The sequence below is a fragment of the Vibrio navarrensis genome, from assembly GCF_015767675.1.
Lineage (GTDB): Bacteria > Pseudomonadota > Gammaproteobacteria > Enterobacterales > Vibrionaceae > Vibrio.
Genome location: NZ_CP065217.1, coordinates 1,299,645 through 1,319,294, shown reverse-complemented (window position 1 = coordinate 1,319,294; position 19,650 = coordinate 1,299,645). Strand labels below are relative to the sequence as shown.

General features: G+C 47.6%; 17 protein-coding genes. 5 read left to right on the top strand and 12 right to left on the bottom strand.

Annotation, left to right across the window (positions count from 1 at the left end; translation table 11 throughout):
* Positions 1-122: 122 nt before the first annotated feature.
* The gene (locus tag I3X05_RS05965) at positions 123-536 is read right to left on the bottom strand and encodes a hypothetical protein (RefSeq protein WP_045568830.1); all 414 of its coding nucleotides are present in this window, start codon (positions 534-536) and stop codon (positions 123-125) included.
* 215 nt (positions 537-751) lie between these two features.
* On the opposite strand from I3X05_RS05965, the gene I3X05_RS05960 reads away from it, so the two are divergent.
* Complete coding sequence (locus I3X05_RS05960) at positions 752-1,417, top strand: DUF2982 domain-containing protein (RefSeq protein ID WP_045568831.1); 666 nt, start codon at positions 752-754, stop codon at positions 1,415-1,417.
* A 16-nt stretch (positions 1,418-1,433) separates the two neighbouring features.
* On the opposite strand, the gene I3X05_RS05955 is transcribed toward I3X05_RS05960, so the two are convergent.
* From I3X05_RS05955 to gyrA, 11 genes are all read right to left on the bottom strand, one after another.
* Complete coding sequence (locus tag I3X05_RS05955; RefSeq protein ID WP_045568832.1) at positions 1,434-2,090, bottom strand: MBL fold metallo-hydrolase; 657 nt, start codon at positions 2,088-2,090, stop codon at positions 1,434-1,436.
* A gap of 67 nt (positions 2,091-2,157) precedes the next feature.
* Complete coding sequence (locus I3X05_RS05950) at positions 2,158-2,667, bottom strand: DUF882 domain-containing protein (protein WP_139046245.1); 510 nt, start codon at positions 2,665-2,667, stop codon at positions 2,158-2,160.
* Between the two features lie 206 nt (positions 2,668-2,873).
* Entirely contained in the window at positions 2,874-4,424 is a 1,551-nt protein-coding gene (locus I3X05_RS05945; protein ID WP_337971010.1) for a L,D-transpeptidase family protein, read from the bottom strand.
* An 88-nt stretch (positions 4,425-4,512) separates the two neighbouring features.
* Positions 4,513-5,586, bottom strand: a complete 1,074-nt coding sequence (locus I3X05_RS05940; protein ID WP_337971009.1) for a DUF1513 domain-containing protein — start codon at positions 5,584-5,586, stop codon at positions 4,513-4,515.
* The gene (locus I3X05_RS05935; protein ID WP_337971008.1) at positions 5,576-6,613 is read right to left on the bottom strand and encodes an imelysin family protein; all 1,038 of its coding nucleotides are present in this window, start codon (positions 6,611-6,613) and stop codon (positions 5,576-5,578) included. The genes I3X05_RS05940 and I3X05_RS05935 overlap by 11 nt, the downstream gene beginning before the upstream one ends.
* Positions 6,614-6,635: 22 nt before the next feature.
* Entirely contained in the window at positions 6,636-8,018 is a 1,383-nt protein-coding gene (locus I3X05_RS05930) for a di-heme oxidoredictase family protein (protein WP_193157386.1), read from the bottom strand.
* Between the two features lie 82 nt (positions 8,019-8,100).
* Positions 8,101-9,363: an imelysin family protein gene (locus I3X05_RS05925; RefSeq protein WP_193157385.1), complete on the bottom strand. Its 1,263-nt coding sequence runs from the start codon at positions 9,361-9,363 to the stop codon at positions 8,101-8,103.
* Between the two features lie 179 nt (positions 9,364-9,542).
* On the bottom strand, positions 9,543-10,142 hold the full coding sequence (locus I3X05_RS05920; protein ID WP_139046242.1) for a GTP cyclohydrolase II: 600 nt from the start codon (positions 10,140-10,142) through the stop codon (positions 9,543-9,545).
* Positions 10,143-10,386: 244 nt separating this feature from the next.
* A complete protein-coding gene (locus I3X05_RS05915) occupies positions 10,387-10,563 on the bottom strand; it encodes a hypothetical protein (RefSeq protein WP_045568840.1) in 177 nt (58 codons plus the stop codon).
* Positions 10,564-11,143: 580 nt separating this feature from the next.
* Positions 11,144-11,389, bottom strand: a complete 246-nt coding sequence (locus I3X05_RS05910) for a hypothetical protein (RefSeq protein ID WP_045568841.1) — start codon at positions 11,387-11,389, stop codon at positions 11,144-11,146.
* A gap of 279 nt (positions 11,390-11,668) precedes the next feature.
* On the bottom strand, positions 11,669-14,347 hold the full coding sequence (gene gyrA / locus I3X05_RS05905) for a DNA topoisomerase (ATP-hydrolyzing) subunit A (protein WP_193157384.1): 2,679 nt from the start codon (positions 14,345-14,347) through the stop codon (positions 11,669-11,671).
* A gap of 288 nt (positions 14,348-14,635) precedes the next feature.
* Between gyrA and ubiG the strand changes: the two genes are divergently transcribed.
* From ubiG to yfaE, 4 genes are all read left to right on the top strand, one after another.
* Positions 14,636-15,343, top strand: coding sequence for a bifunctional 2-polyprenyl-6-hydroxyphenol methylase/3-demethylubiquinol 3-O-methyltransferase UbiG (ubiG, locus tag I3X05_RS05900; RefSeq protein ID WP_193157383.1), 708 nt, complete (start codon positions 14,636-14,638; stop codon positions 15,341-15,343).
* Between the two features lie 467 nt (positions 15,344-15,810).
* The gene (gene nrdA / locus I3X05_RS05895; protein ID WP_045568843.1) at positions 15,811-18,093 is read left to right on the top strand and encodes a class 1a ribonucleoside-diphosphate reductase subunit alpha; all 2,283 of its coding nucleotides are present in this window, start codon (positions 15,811-15,813) and stop codon (positions 18,091-18,093) included.
* Between the two features lie 80 nt (positions 18,094-18,173).
* A complete protein-coding gene (gene nrdB / locus I3X05_RS05890; protein WP_193157382.1) occupies positions 18,174-19,307 on the top strand; it encodes a class Ia ribonucleoside-diphosphate reductase subunit beta in 1,134 nt (377 codons plus the stop codon).
* Positions 19,307-19,585: a class I ribonucleotide reductase maintenance protein YfaE gene (yfaE, locus tag I3X05_RS05885; protein WP_045568845.1), complete on the top strand. Its 279-nt coding sequence runs from the start codon at positions 19,307-19,309 to the stop codon at positions 19,583-19,585. Before nrdB ends, yfaE begins: the two co-directional genes overlap by 1 nt.
* The last annotated feature ends 65 nt before the right edge of the window (positions 19,586-19,650 follow it).

The following is a 19,650-nucleotide window of genomic DNA, read 5'->3' as shown; positions in this document are numbered from 1 at the left end:
AGTTTTTAGCAAAAGTGTGACAAACAAGGCTGGTTAAGAGCAACAGAGAAGACGCAAGATTGGGTGAGATGGGATAAAGTGCCCCGGGCAAGCCGAGGCAAAGCAGATGTTGCCAAGTAAAGTTAAGCGCGCTTGTAGATCACTTTGTTACCGCTTAGCTGCTCTTTGGTGACGAGATTTTCTTCAAGCAGTTTTTTTAGCGCACCAGTGGCCCATGAAGCCGCTTTTGCTTCGTCTTGCCCTGCGGCGAGACCAATACTTTTGGGATTGATGCCATCAACATTGGCCGTCACTATATCCAGCACTTGCTGCTGTTTTGGGGTCAACGTGAGGTTGCTTTTCACCGCTGAAACGGCAACGTTTTTCACTTCAGCCACTTCGCTGGCGGCAACCTTCTTTTCAGCAACCAGCGCAGATACCGTTGCTTTGCTCGCCACTGGCTTCGCTTTTCTCGGTGCCGTCGCCAAATTTGCTACAGCGGCTTGAATGCGTTTTTGCAGTTTTGCCTGCACGTTACGCTTATGAGAAAGTCTCATTGAATTGGTCTCCAGTTCACTGCTTGTCAGCAGGGATGAAAATTTTGAAGCGCGTTTTATAGCAAATTTCAGGGGTAATTTGTAGGCTTAAGCGGCGAAAGGTCATGAAAAATGCGTGGTTTGGGCAGAAAGACTACAATTTAAACAAGTACAAAGCATTGAGTGCTGAGTATAAATACAGTGGTAAGATTCACTAAAAATGCAAAGGGATGAGTATGCAAACGCTGCAATTGTGCAACTACGATTTCAGTCTCAACTCAAATAAAGGTCGGGGCTTGATTGGCGGATTCTTGGCCGCTGCTTTACTGCTTTTGTCCCTCTCTACCAGTTGGTTACAAGCTTTTGTCGCCATCACACTGCTGCTTTTTCTAGCCTTACTTGGCATCTACTTAATGCTGCGCAGCCAAGTGAAATACACCCTCACTGCCACTCACTTCCAACAACACCTGTTTAAAGGCGGTTGGGTGGTCAAATGGCGCAATATTGAAAAAATTGGCGTCTGCACTGTTGAGACACAAGGTTGGCATGAGCCGCTACCTTGGATAGGCATTAAACTCAAAAACTATACGCCCTATCTGGATGCGATTTGTCCCCGAGTCGCCAGCGAAATTCTCCTCAGTCAACGAGCCCTACTTTACTTGGGCGCACATCAACATCGGTGTACAAACCAGTTTGAAGATATGGTGCTCAACTCAGATCCCGTCCACATTGGCGATGAGCGTTTGTATACCGGATTAAAAGCCATGCTCGCCAACCGCATGCGCTATCAGCGGCGTTTTTTTGATTACGACATTTTTATTTCGGCGCAAGATCTCGACCGGGAAGCCGACGATTTTGTCGGCCTGGCTCGGCGCTACTTAGCCGCCGCCGAACCAGATTAAGTGAGTGAAGGGAGACTCAGTAGAGCGGCATCTCGTCAGCGACGAATGGATTGGTTTTGCGCTCATGGCCAAAGGTTGACTCTGGTCCATGACCCGGGATAAACGTCACGTCATTGCCTAAAGGCCAAAGCTTGTTTTTAATCGAAGCGATCAAGGTGTTGAAATCCCCTTGTGGGAAATCGGTACGGCCGATGCTGCCGTTAAACAGGACATCGCCGACAAAAGCGCGACGAGCTTGTTCGCTAAACAGCACCACATGGCCCGGTGTATGACCTGGAGTATGCAGCACTTGCAGCACTTGGTGCCCAAAGCGGATCTCGTCACCATCCTGTAACCACTGATGCGGTTCAAATGCTTGTGTCAAAGGAAACCCGAACATTTGGCTTTGCCGTTCCAAACCTTGCAGCCAGAAGTTATCGGCTTTGTGCGGGCCAACGATTTCCACTTGGCCTAAGAGTTCAGACAAACGCTCCGTACCACCAACATGATCCAGATGACCGTGGGTTAAAACCAATTGCACAACCTCAACGCCGAGCTCTTTGATACGTGCCGCCAGTTGTTTCTCATCGCCGCCTGGGTCAATCACGATGCCTTTCATGGCTTCATCGCACCAGACAATCGAGCAGTTTTGCGCGAAAGGAGTAACGGGAACAATCTGATATTTAAGTGCCATAGTAACCTCGGACCAAGAAAATCTGGCCGGAACTATGACACTTGAAGGAGGGAAAAACAAGAAGCGGCTACCATTGACGAACGGGCCCGGTGTCGATGTGCACAAAATCACTGCGCGGATAGTAACCAACACCACCCGCGTTGAGCGTTAAGGCGGCTTCATGGACCGTGGCGATGGCAACGCCATCGATACGAAAGTCTATCGCTTTACCCAGCATGTGATAACTTTTCTTAGCGACCGCCGAAGAGCGAGCTCTTAGCGCCGCGTTGGTCACGGGCGAACGATAGCCCGAAATGATCTGCACTTCGTTTTGTGTGCCAATCAGAGTTTGAATTTGCGTGAGTTGATCAAACAGACGTCTGTCCATCGGATGCGCTTCGTTTTGGCGAAAGTCCCGGCATAAATGGTCAAGGCGAGCCAGCTCTTCTTCAACGTAGCTCACGCCATCGAAGTAACAACTTTCCAACCACTCGCCCGTGTGTAAATTGTTCATTGCCAATTCCCGAGGTGCATCAGGCAACGAAGCAAATGCTCGACTGGGCATGCACGAAACCGCTGCGACAGTCGCACTCGCCATACAGATAAAACGCCGACGCGAAAGCGGCTCAAATTTCGACTTCACTCAAATTCCCACACTTATTGGTAACAGCGGGGCACCATAGCGAATGACTTTCTCAGCGTCAAATTGCTTTCTGGGTAGCAACGGGTTCAATTTGCATCAGGGATGAGAGTTAGTGATTGAAGTAACTGATCTTTTCCACGTATGTAAATTTCTGGCAAATTTCATCCCTGCTGGCGAATCAAATCGAATTGATAAATATCGTCACGATAATTGATCTCTTCACCATCAAACCAAACCGTTTGATAAATGATGTGTACTGGCACGCGAGTCTTGAGCGGGATCATATTGTTAGGCTCTTGCCAGGCAGATTGTCGCGTGAGTTCTTCTTCTAGCCCTTGGGTTTGCAGTAATAAATGGGCAAATTGATCGGCATTTTCCACCCGCACGCAGCCGGAACTAAACGCTCGATTATCTCTGGAGAACAGACGCTTAGAAGGCGTGTCATGCAGAAAAATGGCCCGTTTATTGGGAATGTTAAACTTATACAAGCCTAAGGCGTTTGTGTTGCCTGATAACTGACGCATTTTGTACGGGAAGTTGTGTCGCGAAACACGTGACCAATCGATGCTTCCAGGGTCGATGGCCGTCTCTGAGTCCCACGCTTCCAAAATCTCAATATTTTGTTTTTTAAGATAGTTTTGGTCGCGCTTCAGCTTAGGCAAAATGTCTTTAACCATAATTTTATTTGGCACATTCCACACCGGGTTAAGCACGATACCGTCCATTTTCCCTTCCATGATCGGTGTTTTGCGGCTGATTTTTCCGACCACCACTTTCGATTCGAATACCTCCTCGCCCTTGTACCAAAATTGCATTTCATAGCCAGGCACATTGACCAGAATGAGCAAATCCCGCTCTTGCGGCCATAAGCGCGAACGCTCTGCATTCAGTGCCATCGAGTGCAAACGTTGTGCTGGTGAAACATTCAGCCATTTGATGGTCGCAGGACCTATCACCCCGTCCTGAGCGAGGCCATGCATCTTTTGAAATTGCTTGATGGCTTTAGCGAGCGCCGCATCATAGAGAGGATCAGCATCTGAGCTTTGATGGGTATCAACACCGACCATTTGCAAACGTCTGAGCAAAGTGGCTTTATCCGTAAGGGAGTCACCGACTTTTTTCAGACCTTGTGGACGGTACTCTGTAGTAACTTGATGCTGTACATTCCATAACTTGCGATAACGCTGCTCAAATTGAGGGTTGAGCTGCAACGGAGAACGCAAAGAGGCGATGTAATCGGCAAGCGAGCCTGAACGAATTTCTTGTGCGAGATTGCTTAGTGACCTTGGATTAGGCGCTGGCAAACTTTGACTTAACGGGGAAGCAAACAGCCAATCTTTGCCATTGCGCGTCAGTTTGTCGAGATAACTCAGGTAGGAAAGCAAGATGTCGGTGGCGAGAATGTCATAACCCAACCACTGTTGCTGCGCTTTATAGCGATTGAGTTTTGCGATTTGATGTTCAAAATAAGAGCTCACTCCGGCCGCTTTGACCAATTCCAGTTGAAATTCAAATTGCTCAATCGCTCTCGCATCCGTCCAAATTCGTTGGTGCCCGTGCTCTCGATACAACTGCTCCACTTGATGAGGATATTGCACATAAGCAAGAGCCGCGGAGTTTTCAATACGCCAATGGACATCTTCCTGCTGGGTTAATGCCCACAAAGGTGGAGCGAGAAACGCTAGCAATAAAACTATCAACGACTTAGACACCTTTTTCGCTCCAGAAAATCAAAATTTGCCATAGGCTAAGTATGGCAAATATCGTCGAGGTTACGAGCGCAAAAGTGAGAAGTTTTTTTTAAACAATTTGTGACCAGTGATTATCCCATTGAATATTCGACTGGATTTCTCTTCGCCCTTGCTCAACCGAAGTGTTCACAACTGTGCCTGCGCCTGAACTGACACGAAATTGATCTTGATACACAACCACACCGGACGCGTCAGGCAAAGCCCCCAGCTCCACCAGTTTGCCACTCTGTTTGGACCAGATACCGTAGCAATTGCCCGGAGGTGAAGTGGCAAGAATCCACTCTGCCGTGGCGGCAATACTGGCAATATAGTGATTAAACCTCGCCCACTGCTCTGACTCGGCGTACAACGACACCATCTCATACCCGCGAGTGTGCATGGCCAACAATGACGGGTACTCGTCTGGCTCACCACGATATTGTTGACCACAAAGCACCGTATCGCGACCATCATGTGCAAGATGGCGAATGCTCAATTTGGGATCGGCTAAAGTCACTTGGTCGAGCAACTCACCGTTTTGCGCTAAGTAACTGAGGCTGGGTTGCATACTCGCTAAGTTGAGCGGCTCACGCCCATTGGTATGCACGCCGCCAACACCGATCACTAAGGTGCTATCTGGCATGATGATCACTTCGTGCGGGCCAATGCCAAACCCACTCAGCTCGTCAACTTTCTGATAATTATGCTGCACATCATAGACACCGATGATACCCCGGCTGGTTCCACGCTCTCCTTCGGTGGCAAACAGGTAGTTTCCGTCTAAAGAGTAAACACCGTGTCCGTAATAGTGACGATTTTCTGCTGCCAAACTGAGATGACGCATTTCCCCGCACTGATAATCGAACACAATGAAGAAACTGCCCGGACGCCTTGCAAAAACCGCCGCGTGCCCCGCCCGATTCGTCGCCACGCCATGTCCGCGCGCCGGCAGTGGCAATTGATGCAAAGGGTAGCCATATTCATCCGCCACCACCGCACTAAACTGCTCACGCCCGGCAATGGCACAGCCAATTAAGGCCGGTTTTGACGCGGCCAGAGACGCACAACCAAAAGGCAACACGGGCGTTACTATGCCAGCTAAAGCAGCTTTCAGCAGGCTTCTGCGTTGTAAATCAGTCACCATCTGTTGCGTTAAACCCTATCACTACGCCCAACTCCACCGCCACCTCATCATGAATGACGTACTTCAACTGCTCGAGCTTATAATATTGCGCTAATGCTAGGCGGTAGCCGTCCTTCGTTGGTAATGCACTAAATAGGCTCCGCTCTTGCGGCCAAGTGGCCAGCATAGTATCGAACTGATTCAGCACACGATCCGCCAGATCCTGCTTGCCCATTTCGCGCAGCATCGCATCCAAACCATGCCCGTGAGCAACATACAGTTGACGAAGTGCCTCAATGTTCGCTTTCAAGTTAGAAAACGAGGTTTCAGAGCGCCAAGATTCCGCAAAATAAGGTCGCGGCTGACCAATGTTTGCCAGTGGACGCGCCATTTTTTTCATCGCGTATTCGAGCTGATTCGACAACAGCGAAATGTATTCTGACTGCCACTCTTTATCGTCCAAAGCCACCCATGGATTACTTTGCCAAGCCGTGGCGATTTTTTCTGCGTTGCGCTTAAGATTACCGGCAATCGCCACGCCAGTATCGCAAGTCTGCGGATTTTTCGACAAGTTAGATTGGCTGTCGTAGAGTAACCATTCCAGCGCCCCCAAGCCCTGCACAGTGACGCTTTGTACCGCTATCTCATCCACCGACCAACTCTGCTCGCGGCGGGTCAAGGCAGACATCTTTACTCCAGTGGTATTTTTCTTGTCGGGCCAAAACTGTACGTTCCAGCTCTGTTCCAGTGCCGCCGCCGGGCCTCTTTCCTGACCTTGCAGAGCCATCCAACTGAGCATGGTTTGATGCCACTGCTGGCGCACTTCGCTGGCTTCCTGCGTCGGCGCAGAACAATAATCAGCAAACGATTGAGAGAGCAGTTCGGTTTGGCGATAAAACTGCTGAGCCGCTGCAAACTCCACTTCGTAAACCGCTTGGCTAGCATGATGCGTTTGCTCCGCTTTCTTCTCCATCTGCGAGTCGATCGACTCACATCCCGACATGGTGACAAGCGAGCTCGTCATGAACGCAATTAAAGAATATTTCACACTAAAATTCCTATAACGATTCCTATAAGGATTTGAGGAAAGCGATCAAAGCGTCTCTCTCCGCTTTGCTCATCGACAATACTTTTTGTTTCGCTGCTTCTGCTTCACCGCCATGCCACAACACGGCTTCAAGTAGATTGCGAGCTCGGCCATCGTGCAAGAAGTAGGTATGGCCATTGACCTCTTGCGTATAACCAATCCCCCATAGTGGCGGCGTGCGCCATTCGCGGCCATTAGCCAGAAACTCTGGGCGATTATCCGCCAGCCCTTCGCCCATATCGTGCAGTAGCAGATCGCTGTATGGGTGGATGGTTTGCTGCGATAAGGCAGGTAAATTCGGTCGTTTGGCTGTCTTTACATCCTTTTTATGGCAACTCTGACAACCCACTCGCTCAAACAAAGCTGCACCTTGCTGAACCTGAGGATCTTGTAAGTTCCTTCGTACTGGGACTGCGAGATGCTGTGAATAAAATTCAACAAAAGCGAGGATATTATCACTAACCTCTGGCTCCCCCCCGTTTGGCATTGTTTCACACAGTGCTTGCTTTGCGGTGCAGTTTTCTTGTGGAAAGAGACGACTGGTCAAGCCGATGTCTCCATTGAACGCGGCGGCATTTTGCTGCATCAGACTGGGTTGCCCCGCCTTCCAACCAAAGCGCCCAATGGCGAAATGTTGCTTTTGTACATCCCAAACTCGGTTGAGTTTACCTGAGATGCCATCGTGATTGGCGTCATCCGGATCGGCCCATTGGCGCAGTGTCTCTTCCGGGATGCTTTCCAGCAAGCCAAGACCGATCATGGGCGGCGCAACTCGGGCAGACAGCATGACATCAGGATGCATTGCCCCGTATCCCAACTCGCCGATTGTGACATGGGGTTTACGTAGCACCACCTCACTGCCATCTTGGAACCTGACTGGCACGGGCGAATAGGTGACTATGATCTTGCCCTCTGCTTTTTGATCCGGCAAGGCAAAATCTTGTAATTGATCGCCATAGGTCGGCTCTGGGACCACTCCCCCTTTGAGCAGCGCTTGCTTTTGCTCATCCGTCAGTGCGGGAATGCTGAGCCTAACCAGCATCGAGACCGAATGCGAGTCATTGGCTTCAGGTGGGTGGCCGCGGCCATCTTTGATATGGCAATTTTGGCAGCCATTGGTATTAAAAAGCGGACCGAGACCATCTCTCGCGTCCGTTGAAGCAGGCGCTTGAACCCAAGGATTGCGGAAGAAACTGTTTCCTACACTAAAATCCAGACGTTCGCTCATCGGCAAATTTGCCGCTGGTAAGGAAAAAGCGTTTGGCCCCTCTTTTCTTACGCTGGTGTCGCCGCCCGATTTTTCGGTATCTGCAAACACAGCGCCTGAAATGGCCAGCATCAAAAGGCTCAATAAATAAGGCTTCATCGATTACTTCCTGAAAAACAGGTTGTTATTCTTAAATAGCAAAGGGCTCCAAAGAGCCCTGAAAAACATAATGCTGTGTTGATTAGAATTCGTGATCAGCGGTGTCTGGGTTGAGGCTGTCAATACCCACAATGCCTGCCGCACGTTCAATGGCTGAGGTTTGCGCCACGAGTGACATGATGGTTTCGTTGACTAACGCATGGCCCTGCGTGTTACCAGCCGCAATCAGTTGATCAAAATGCTGATTATTTTTCTCTGCTGAAGTCACTAACTTGCCGACTTGTGCACGAGTGACATCAAACTGCTTTTGGATCTCTTTTGCCGCTTGAGGATCTTTTTGCTTCACCAGATCATGCAAGCTTGGACCTGAGAGCAGCGTACCATCAGCGCGTTTGTACAGCCCGGTATAAACGTTGTAGATACCTTGTTCATTGTAGTAATGCGAGTTGTGCGTGTTGTCTGAGAAGCAGTCGTGCTCATCTTCGGTAGAATTGGCTTCCAGTGCCACCTTCATACGCTCGCCCGCTAGCTCACCAAGAGAAAGGGACCCCATACCAAACAGCATCTTACGTAGGCCATTGTCGCTCGAATCTGTAAGCAACTCTTGGCGATAGTTTCCTTTGCCTTCGGCAGACCACTGCTTTTCCATCCACTCAAGATCTTGCACGAGAAGCTGTGCTGCGGCTTTTAAGTAAGCACCACGACGGTCACAGTGGCCGTTAGTGCATGCCTCACCCACAACAAAGTCTGTGTACGCACGTTGACCGGCTCCAGCGTTAGTGCCGTTGAGATCTTGTCCCCAAAGCAAGAATTCAATCGCGTGGTAACCTGACGCAACGTTTGCTTCAGAGCCACCGACTTCGTTTAAATCTGCAATCAACTCTGGGGTGATATTCGATGCATCCAAGGTACTGTTGCCAATTTTCAGCGTGGTATTGGCTACGATATTGGCTTTGGCACCTTCATTACCCAGTTCATGTTGGTAATCCGCTGCTACGTAGTCAATCAAACCTTCGTCAAGTGGCCAAGCGTTTAGCTGGCCTTCCCAGTCATCCACTACTGCATTACCAAAACGAAATACCTCTGACTGCTGGTAAGGAACACGCGCGGCAAACCAAGCTTGTTTTACCTCGTTGAGTTTTGCTTCTGACGGCGCAGAAAGGAACTGTTCTACTTTTCTTTCAAGTAGTTGTGCCGTGGTCAGTGAATCGGCAAAAACCGCGTGCGCAATGTCTGCATAGTGTTCAACGACTTGTTGTTGAGTGACATTTGCCGCCAGCGCACTGCCACTGGTAAGCAAGATTGACGCGGTAATAGAGTGGAGCAAGAAATTCTTGGCATTCATTGAAAGCATCCTTGTTGAGCATTTGTTAATATTATTGGTAGTGCTAACTATTCTCATTTGCACTTTTGTTGCTGATCATACAAATTTACATTTTTTTTGCAAGCCAGAAACGAAAAAAGCCCCAATTCAGTGAGGCTTTTGTTAGAAAGTTGGATATCAATCAATGACCGACTCTTGGCTCAATCAACTTTAAGGTTGTGTTTGCCATGCGATACTTTGGCACGTAAGTAGTTTTCGTTGCCATCTTTAATATGGGCAGAGGTGTTGACCACTTCAACAATCTCAATGCCATATTCTTTCAATTCACGGATTTTCTTCGGGTTATTTGTCACTAAGCGTATCTGTTGCACCCCAAGCGCCTCAAGCATTTGCGCCGCCTCAGTGAAGTCACGCAAGTCATCACCAAAGCCTAAATGATTATTGGCTTCGTAGGTATTCATCCCTTGGCTTTGAAGCAAATAAGCATCAATTTTATTGTACAAACCAATACCGCGTCCTTCTTGGCGCAAGTAGAGGATAATCCCGCCAGATTGCCCCATGCGAGTAATCGTTTCTTCGAGTTGTTCACCACAATCACAGCGCGAGGAGTGGAATACATCGCCCGTCAGACACTCAGAGTGCATTCTCACCAATGGCACCGACTGAGTCTTGTCGGCTGACTTAAAAATCACCGCGACATGTTCTTTGTCGGAGTTAAGACCGCGAAACGATAAAATCTCCGCATCAATATCACTTTTTGCGCCGACTTTAAAATCGACCCTGGCTCGAACTTCCGCCATACCTACACTCACTTGATTTGTTAATTTTTGTCTATCTGATATTGCATACATGATCTGCTCTCACTTATAGGCCAAATATGAGGTCTGATACTGAGAAATTCAACATACGGATCACAAATGAATTTTTTGTTATATTATAACAATTCAACCTCGTGGCAACCCTTAGGCGTAAAAAAACCCCAAACAAAGGTTTGAGGTTCATCTGATGTCTTACTTTCTTTTAATCAATTAATCTTTTAATCAATTAGTGCGTTTGGTTTTTCTTCCAGACCACCAACTCTATCCAAGCGGCTTCCAGCTCGCTGAGCTCTTCTTCCGTTAATACTGCTAACGTTGAAGTCGACTGAGAGACAGCACTAGACTGTAGAGAATAAATCTGTGAATAGAAATCTTTTTTTAGTTGAGTTTTGACTGCATCCACTGCGATTACCCTATCAGCACACGTATTATTACCAGAAATAAAATCGTTAATTCTCAAAAATAATAACAGCTTGCGTGATAATTGTACAATTAATTATCGACAATGGAATAGTCATCACATTATTTTTCAACTTGGATCTTGATCTTATTTTCCCCTCATATGATCCCTATCTAGCTTGCGATATTTTTGATCTTTTACTGAAGAAAAGATCGCATCCAACTCTCAGATAATTTCCACAGACAAAAGAAATTTCATTGCCACAAGTGGCATTTGAGTTGCTTCTCTGCACTTTACTAAAGCAATTCTATTGAGAAAAAGTCATTTAATTCAAGCAAATAAAGGCAAGCCTAGTGCTCTATTTGCGCTGCCTGTTTCTCCCCTTACTGGACGAAGAAAGATCAATCACTCTATTTTCCTAAGTCCAATTTTATGATCAAGAAGGCGCGAAGAATCGATCATTTCTATCGAATAGAAAGATCTTTTCTCGTTATTTCCTTATTGTATTTCTTATTTAGCGCAGAAAATCGGATTGGATCATCAAATAAGATCTTTCTCGATCCAATAAAATAGCGTTTTTGGCTTACTCTGGTTTAAACAATTGCAAAAGCTCAATGGCTAAAAAAGTATCGCTATGAATATGCGCGATCATAAAGATCAACAAAATCAGAGCAAAAAAGTAATTAAAGCGATTAACCCACTTCTGTTTAGCTAAACGACAGCCACTGTTTGCTAGTTTGACCCCGACCAAACCAAAAGGATAACCAATCAGCAGTGCCATCATCGCTGCCAGATAGGTTGATAGTGAGGAAGCAGCTTGCAATTCCATGTGTATGTCTCCTACGCAAAAGCAGTCACTTTCTCTTACTGCTTTTTCCTATAAGTGCGCAGGTTACCAGATAGGCAGGCGAACGAGCGGTTTTAAGCTCAAGAAATGTGGTAATTGCTGGGTTCGGTTCCAAAATCGAGTTATAGCATCTAATTGCATAACTATATTTTGCCAGGCAGTTTACTTTTCGCTGGAAAATAGGAGCAGAAATTAAAAAGCCGGATAGAAAACTACCCGGCTCTTATCAACATACGCTTGCTTTTTCAAGAAGAAAGCATGCTATTCCTGCTCGTCTTGAGCCTCATCGACAACGACATCGGTCTCTTGCGCTTCATCGCCTTCTAGCAATTCCACCTCTTCGACTTCTTCAATACGCTGTAGACCAACCACCAACTCATCTTCTGCGGTACGGATTAATGTCACGCCTTGCGTATTACGGCCAACTTGGCTCACTTCTGCAACGCGAGTACGCACTAATGTACCAGCATCTGTGATCATCATGAACTCGTCGCCTTCGTCAACTTGAACCGCACCGACAACGCTACCATTGCGCTCAGAGACTTTGATCGAAACCACGCCCTGAGTACCACGCCCCTTGGTTGGGTATTCAGACAGGCTGGTACGCTTACCGTAACCATTTTCAGTGACGGTTAGCACGTCACCTTCCGTTTTAGGTACGATGAGTGATACCACTTGGTCGCCATCGGCCAGTTTCATACCTCGTACACCCGCGGCAGTACGGCCCATTGGTCTTACGCCTTTGAACTTGATCTCTGGTTGACCATGTTCATCCAGCACAGGTTGACCGTTTTCATCCACAACCGCGGTTTCTTCTGATTCTTTAAAGCGAACCACTTTGCCGAATTTAGAGAACAGCATAATTTCGCTTTCGCCGTCAGTGATATCCACGCCAATCAGTGAATCATCATCACGTAGGTTAAGTGCGATAAGACCGTTTGCACGAACATTAGAGAACTGATCAAGCGAGGTCTTCTTAACCGTGCCGTCTCCAGTCGCCATGAAGATGTATTTGTCTGCGCTGAACTCAGTGACCGGCAGAATTGCGGTAATACGTTCATTTTCTTCCAGCGGCAACAAGTTAACAATTGGCTTACCACGAGCCGTACGGCTTGCAAGAGGCAATTGATACACTTTCAAGCGATAAGTTTTACCACGAGTGGAGAAGCATAGGATGTTGTCATGCGTATTCGCAACCAGAAGACGCTCGATATAGTCTTCATCCTTCATCTTCGTTGCGCTCTTACCTTTACCACCACGACGCTGTGCTTCGTAGTCGCTCAGTAGCTGATACTTCACATAGCCTTCGTGCGACAAAGTCACAACCACATCTTCACGAGCAATCAGCTCTTCCATGTCGATATCGTGAGTTGCCGCGGTAATTTCAGTGCGTCGTGCGTCACCAAAAGCATCACGAACGGTTTCAAGCTCTTCGCGGATCACTTCCATCAAACGTTCAGTGCTGGCAAGGATATGCATCAGTTCAGCGATTTCTTCCAGAAGAGCTTTGTACTCATCAAGAATTTTTTCGTGCTCTAAACCTGTCAATCTGTGCAGACGAAGCTCAAGAATTGCTTGGGCTTGTTGCTCAGTTAAGAAATATTTGCCATCACGGATACCGTATTCTGGTTCAAGCCATTCAGGACGAGCGGCATCGGTGCCAGCACGTTCAAGCATTGACGCTACGTTGCCAAGATCCCAACCACGAGCAATCAAGCCTTCTTTTGCTTCTGCTGGCGTTGGCGCTTGACGGATCAAGTTAATGATTTCATCAATGTTGGCCAAAGCCAGCGCCAAACCTTCGAGGATGTGCGCACGTTCACGTGCTTTACGCAGTTCAAAAATAGTACGACGCGTCACCACTTCGCGGCGGTGATCAACAAAGCATTTCAACATTTCTTTCAAGTTGAATAGCTTAGGTTGACCATTATCCAGCGCAACCATGTTGATGCCGAATGTCGTTTGTAACTGTGTTTGAGCGTAAAGGTTGTTGAGAACCACTTCGCCAACCGCATCACGTTTACATTCGATAACAATACGCATGCCGTCTTTATCAGACTCATCGCGCAGAGCACTGATGCCTTCGACTTTTTTCTCTTTCACTAGCTCAGCGATCTTTTCGATCAAACGAGCTTTGTTCACTTGATATGGGATCTCAGTCACGATGATGGTTTCTTTACCATTTTTCTCGACTTCGATATCCGCTTTCGAACGCATGTAGATTTTTCCGCGTCCCGTTTTGTACGCGTCAATAATGCCTTTACGTCCACTAATCAGCGCAGCCGTAGGGAAATCTGGACCTGGAATGTAATCCATCAGCTCATCAATGGTGATGGCTTCGTTATTGATGTATGCAAGGCAGCCATCAATAACTTCCGTCAAGTTGTGCGGAGGAATGTTGGTCGCCATACCTACTGCGATACCGGACGAACCGTTGACCAGCAGGTTTGGAATTTTGGTTGGAAGCACCGCTGGGATCTGTTCTGTGCCATCGTAGTTGGCCACATAATCCACGGTTTCTTTATCTAGGTCTGCTAGAAGTTCATGAGCGATTTTCGCCATACGAACTTCGGTATAACGCATTGCTGCCGCGGAGTCACCATCGATCGAACCAAAGTTACCTTGGCCATCGACCAGCATATAACGAAGCGAAAACGGCTGTGCCATACGAACAATTGTATCGTATACCGCACTGTCACCATGTGGGTGATATTTACCGATTACGTCGCCGACTACACGGGCAGATTTTTTATATGGTTTATTCCAGTCATTGCCTAGCACACTCATCGCGAACAATACGCGGCGGTGTACTGGTTTTAGGCCATCACGCACATCTGGAAGAGCACGACCCACGATAACGGACATCGCGTAGTCTAGGTATGAACCTCTCAGCTCATCTTCAATGTTTACGGGCGTGATCTCTTTAGCTAGATCGCTCATAGAGCCATTATCCCTCTATTTTCTGATCGTATGTACAATACGTTTAAGGTGCAAAAATATAACACACAATTCCCCTTTGCGGCATCACTTTCCCTTTCCTTTTATCAGGTTGTGAGGTTGGTTGTGAATCAATTGCTGAGAAATTGCACATTCTTTTTCTATCACGCTGATAACAGGTGATTATTTAGCCAGGTTCTACCAAAAACGCCTTTCCCTATGGAGGAAAAGAACGATGGCGTTATAATGCGCCATCTTTTCACGGATGCAGACACAGCGCGGACGAAGCATATGAGTAAAACACAAAACGTTGACCCAAATGAAATCAGAAAGTTTGAAGAGATGGCTTCCCGTTGGTGGGACTTAGAGGGCGAGTTTAAACCGCTCCACCAGATCAATCCTCTGCGTCTCGACTACGTGCTCGAAAAGGCGCAAGGTTTGTTTGCCAAGAAGGTATTGGATGTTGGCTGCGGCGGCGGCATTTTGGCAGAAAGCATGGCTCGTGAAGGTGCGATTGTCACTGGCTTAGACATGGGCAAAGAGCCGCTAGAAGTAGCCCGTTTACACGCTTTGGAAACGGGCACGAAACTGACTTACTTGCAAAGCACCATTGAAGATCACGCCGAGCAGCATGCCGGCGAATATGATGTGGTGACCTGCATGGAGATGCTAGAACACGTGCCGGACCCTTTGTCGGTGATTCAGTCTTGCGCGGCATTGGTTAAACCCGGTGGCCACGTGTTCTTCTCGACACTCAACCGCAATCTCAAATCTTATTTGTTCGCGATTGTCGGTGCGGAAAAACTGCTGAAGATCGTCCCTGAGGGCACACATGACCACGAAAAATTCATTCGTCCTTCAGAGCTCATCAAGATGATTGACCAAACCGATCTCTGTGAGCAAGGCATCACAGGTCTGCACTACAACCCGTTAACCGACCGCTACAAGCTCGGACGCAATGTTGACGTCAACTACATTGTCCACACGCAAAAATTCTGATCTCGATATCGCTCTAACTTCATCGGCAGTAGCATAAAACTACTGCCTGTTTTAGTTGCTCCTTGCGCTATTTTTGTGCTTTTGCTTCCAATTTATACAATCCAGTTTTGGCTTACAAAATGACTGAAAGATCAAGAAAAATATTTTTGCTGACGGTTAAGATTAAACCGATCCAAAATTGTCATTTTTCTCTACTCAATTGAGCTCTTTTGTCATCGGTAAGTGTTTACTTACTGTTTTTTTCGATTTCGCCACTTATCCACAAGTCATCCCAAGGCTATAACTTGAAATGACCTGCCAATAGCACTATCTTGTTACCCGCAAACAGTAGTGCCCCTATATGTTGTGTTTGTACTACAATGTATAGATAGACTTTGATCACAAGGCCGTAACGATATTTACAATCGTTTCAGAATAAAGATTCAAAAATGCGGCTTTAATCAGTTTTCTTAGGGAAATAAAGCAGAATGAACCAACAACTTACCGTCACCAAGCGTGATGGCCGTAAAGAAAATATTGATCTGGAAAAGATCCACCGCGTGATTGCTTGGGCTGCAGAAGGCCTGCAAAACGTCTCTGTCTCTCAAGTCGAGTTGCGTGCGCACATCCAGTTTTACGACGGCATCACCACGTCTGATATTCATGAAACTATTATCAAATCTGCTGCGGATCTGATCTCCGAAGAGACGCCAGACTACCAATACCTCGCGGCTCGCCTAGCGGTGTTCCACCTGCGTAAGAAAGCGTATGGCCAGTATGAGCCACCAACGCTGATTGACCACGTAACTCGCATGGTTGAACTGGGTAAGTATGACAAGCACATTCTGCAAGATTATACCCAAGCAGAACTCACCGAGCTGGATAGCTACATCGATCATAAACGTGATCTCGATTTCTCTTACGCGGCGGTAAAACAGCTCGAAGGTAAGTACTTCGTACAAAACCGCGTAACAGGCCAGATCTACGAAAGTGCACAGTTCCTGTACATTTTGGTCGCAGCCTGCTTGTTCGCTAAATACCCCCACGAGACCCGTTTGTCTTATATCAAACGTTTCTACGATGCGACGTCGACGTTTAAGATTTCGCTGCCTACGCCGATCATGTCGGGCGTGCGCACCCCAACTCGTCAGTTCAGCTCATGTGTACTGATTGAATGTGGTGACAGCCTAGACTCAATCAACGCGACCGCAAGCTCCATTGTGCGTTACGTTTCTCAACGTGCAGGCATTGGCATCAACGCAGGTCGTATCCGCGCGCTAGGTTCTGAAATTCGTGGCGGTGAAGCATTCCATACGGGTTGTATCCCGTTCTACAAGTACTTCCAGACTGCGGTAAAATGTTGTTCACAAGGTGGCGTGCGCGGCGGTGCGGCGACGGTATTCTACCCGCTTTGGCATGGTGAAGCGCAGTCTCTGCTGGTGCTGAAAAACAACCGTGGTGTCGAAGAGAACCGCGTTCGCCATATGGACTACGGCGTGCAGTTGAACAAACTCATGTATCAACGCCTGGTCGAAGGCGGCAATATTACGCTGTTCTCACCATCCGATGTTCCTGGGCTTTACGACGCTTTCTTCCAAGATCAGGCAGAATTCGAACGTTTGTATGTAAAATACGAAAACGATGCGTCGATTAAGAAGACCACCGTCAAAGCGATTGAGATGTTCTCTTTGCTGATGCAAGAGCGCGCCTCAACTGGCCGTATCTACATTCAAAACGTTGACCACTGTAATACACACAGCCCATTTGATGCCGAAGTGGCGCCAGTGCGCCAATCTAACCTGTGTCTGGAAATCGCACTGCCAACCAAGCCGCTGAGCAACGTGGAAGACGACTCTGGTGAGATCGCTCTTTGTACCCTCTCTGCATTTAACCTCGGCGCGATTCAATCACTGGATGATTTCGAAGAGCTGTCTGATCTGGTGGTACGTGCGCTAGATGCGCTGCTGGATTATCAAGATTACCCACTACCAGCGGCCTACAAGTCAACCATGAACCGCCGCACTTTGGGCGTGGGCGTGATTAACTACGCATACTACTTGGCAAAACATGGCGTGAAATATTCCGATGGTAGCGCCAACAGTTTGACTCACCGCACTTTTGAAGCCATTCAGTACTACCTACTGAAAGCCTCTGTGGCGTTGGCCAAAGAACAAGGTAAGTGTCCGTCGTTCCACGAAACCAACTACGCCAAAGGTTTGCTGCCGATCGATACCTATAAGAAAGATATCGACCTTATCTGTGATGAGCCTTTGCATTACGATTGGGATGCATTGCGCGTGGAGATCATGGAGCATGGCTTGCGAAACTCTACGCTCACAGCGCTGATGCCTTCTGAGACTTCCTCTCAGATCTCTAACGCAACCAACGGCATTGAACCACCACGTGGCTATGTGTCGGTAAAAGCGTCTAAAGACGGTATCTTGAAACAGGTTGTACCCGATTTCACAGAGCTGAAACACAACTACGAGCTACTTTGGAACATTGGTTCTAATGATGGTTACCTACACCTTGTGGGCATCATGCAGAAGTTTGTTGACCAAGCGATTTCTGCCAACACCAACTACGATCCATCGCGTTACGACAGCGGCAAAGTGCCAATGAAGAAACTGCTGCAGGATCTGCTCACTGCCTATAAGTTTGGTGTTAAAACGCTTTACTACCATAACACGCGTGATGGTGCGAAAGACGAACAAAAAGATGCGGTTCAACCACAAGATGACGATTGTGCTGGCGGCGGTTGTAAGATCTAACCCGCGTAAAAACACAAACCGTAAAGACAGATTATCGAGTACCTCCCTTACGGGGGAGGTATAAAAGGAAATGAGGCACTATGGCTTACAGTACTTTTAACCAAACAAAAAATGATCAACTCAAAGAACCGATGTTCCTAGGACAGTCGGTTAACGTTGCTCGTTACGATCAACAGAAGTTTGAGATCTTCGAAAAGCTGATCGAAAAGCAGCTTTCTTTCTTCTGGCGCCCTGAAGAAGTGGATGTGTCAAGCGATCGCATCGACTACAACAAACTGCCCGATCACGAAAAGCATATCTTCATCTCAAACTTGAAGTACCAAACCCTGCTGGACTCGATCCAAGGCCGCAGCCCGAACGTCGCGCTATTGCCACTGGTTTCGCTACCAGAGCTGGAAACGTGGATTGAGACTTGGTCGTTCTCGGAAACAATTCACTCTCGCTCCTACACCCACATTATTCGTAACATCGTCAATGATCCGGCGATCGTCTTCGATGATATTGTAGAAAACAAGCACATTCTCAAGCGCGCCAAAGATATCGCGCATTTCTATGACGACCTTATCCAAGCGACGAATGACTACCACCGTTATGGCGAAGGAACGCACACCATCAACGGCGAAAGCGTCAAGGTCAGCCTGTATGATCTGAAAAAGAAACTCTATCTGTGTTTGATGTCGGTTAACGCGCTAGAAGCGATTCGTTTCTACGTCAGTTTTGCCTGCTCGTTTGCTTTTGCCGAGCGCGAACTGATGGAAGGCAATGCAAAGATCATCAAACTGATTGCCCGTGACGAAGCGCTGCATCTTTCTGGTACGCAGCACATGATCAACCTGCTGCGCAATGGCCAAGATGATTTTGCCTTCCTACAGATCGCCGAAGAAGCAAAACAAGAGTGTTTTGATCTCTTCAAAGAAGCGGCTGAGCAAGAAAAAGAGTGGGCGGAGTACCTGTTCAAAGATGGTTCAATGATCGGCCTAAACAAAGACATCCTTTGCCAGTATGTGGAATACATCACCAACATCCGCATGCAAGCGGTAGGTTTACCGATTGCTTACCCTGCAGCGACGTCGAACCCTATTCCGTGGATCAATGCTTGGCTCTCTTCTGACAACGTGCAAGTTGCCCCTCAAGAAGCGGAGATCTCCTCCTACTTGGTCGGCCAAATTGATAACGAAGTGAGTATTGACGACTTCGAGGGCTTCGAACTCTAATGGCGCGGATCAAAATCAACAAACTCGTCTGCATCGAGTCGAACCGCTCCAACACGATTTTGGAGACGATGGAAAGCGCAGGGCTGCTGCCGGAGTACAATTGCCGTGATGGTCACTGCGGTGCGTGTCGCTGCAAGCTCGAAGCCGGCGAAGTCGAGTATGTTGGTTTTGCCATGGCTTACACACAAGGCAACGAGATCCTGCCCTGCATTTGCAAGGCCAAGACCGATGTGGTGCTGAGTCAAGTCAATTACAGTCTCAAAGAGAAACGGGCCTAGTTGAGCATAACTTCTCAGCAACTATGATATTGGTCAGCAATAAAACGATAATAAGCCGGGCGAAC

Bases quoted from the DNA above. Each gene is read 5' to 3' on its own strand.
- yfaE (WP_045568845.1), top strand. From the start codon at position 19,307: ATGGCGCGGATCAAAATCAACAAACTCGTCTGCATCGAGTCGAACCGC.
- I3X05_RS05940 (WP_337971009.1), bottom strand. From the start codon at position 5,586: ATGGTGACTGATTTACAACGCAGAAGCCTGCTGAAAGCTGCTTTAGCT.
- gyrA (WP_193157384.1), bottom strand. From the start codon at position 14,347: ATGAGCGATCTAGCTAAAGAGATCACGCCCGTAAACATTGAAGATGAG.
- I3X05_RS05965 (WP_045568830.1), bottom strand. From the start codon at position 536: ATGAGACTTTCTCATAAGCGTAACGTGCAGGCAAAACTGCAAAAACGC.
- ubiG (WP_193157383.1), top strand. From the start codon at position 14,636: ATGAGTAAAACACAAAACGTTGACCCAAATGAAATCAGAAAGTTTGAA.
- nrdB (WP_193157382.1), top strand. From the start codon at position 18,174: ATGGCTTACAGTACTTTTAACCAAACAAAAAATGATCAACTCAAAGAA.
- nrdA (WP_045568843.1), top strand. From the start codon at position 15,811: ATGAACCAACAACTTACCGTCACCAAGCGTGATGGCCGTAAAGAAAAT.
- I3X05_RS05920 (WP_139046242.1), bottom strand. From the start codon at position 10,142: ATGGCGGAAGTTCGAGCCAGGGTCGATTTTAAAGTCGGCGCAAAAAGT.
- I3X05_RS05910 (WP_045568841.1), bottom strand. From the start codon at position 11,389: ATGGAATTGCAAGCTGCTTCCTCACTATCAACCTATCTGGCAGCGATG.
- I3X05_RS05925 (WP_193157385.1), bottom strand. From the start codon at position 9,363: ATGAATGCCAAGAATTTCTTGCTCCACTCTATTACCGCGTCAATCTTG.
- I3X05_RS05960 (WP_045568831.1), top strand. From the start codon at position 752: ATGCAAACGCTGCAATTGTGCAACTACGATTTCAGTCTCAACTCAAAT.
- I3X05_RS05930 (WP_193157386.1), bottom strand. From the start codon at position 8,018: ATGAAGCCTTATTTATTGAGCCTTTTGATGCTGGCCATTTCAGGCGCT.
- I3X05_RS05950 (WP_139046245.1), bottom strand. From the start codon at position 2,667: ATGGCGAGTGCGACTGTCGCAGCGGTTTCGTGCATGCCCAGTCGAGCA.
- I3X05_RS05955 (WP_045568832.1), bottom strand. From the start codon at position 2,090: ATGGCACTTAAATATCAGATTGTTCCCGTTACTCCTTTCGCGCAAAAC.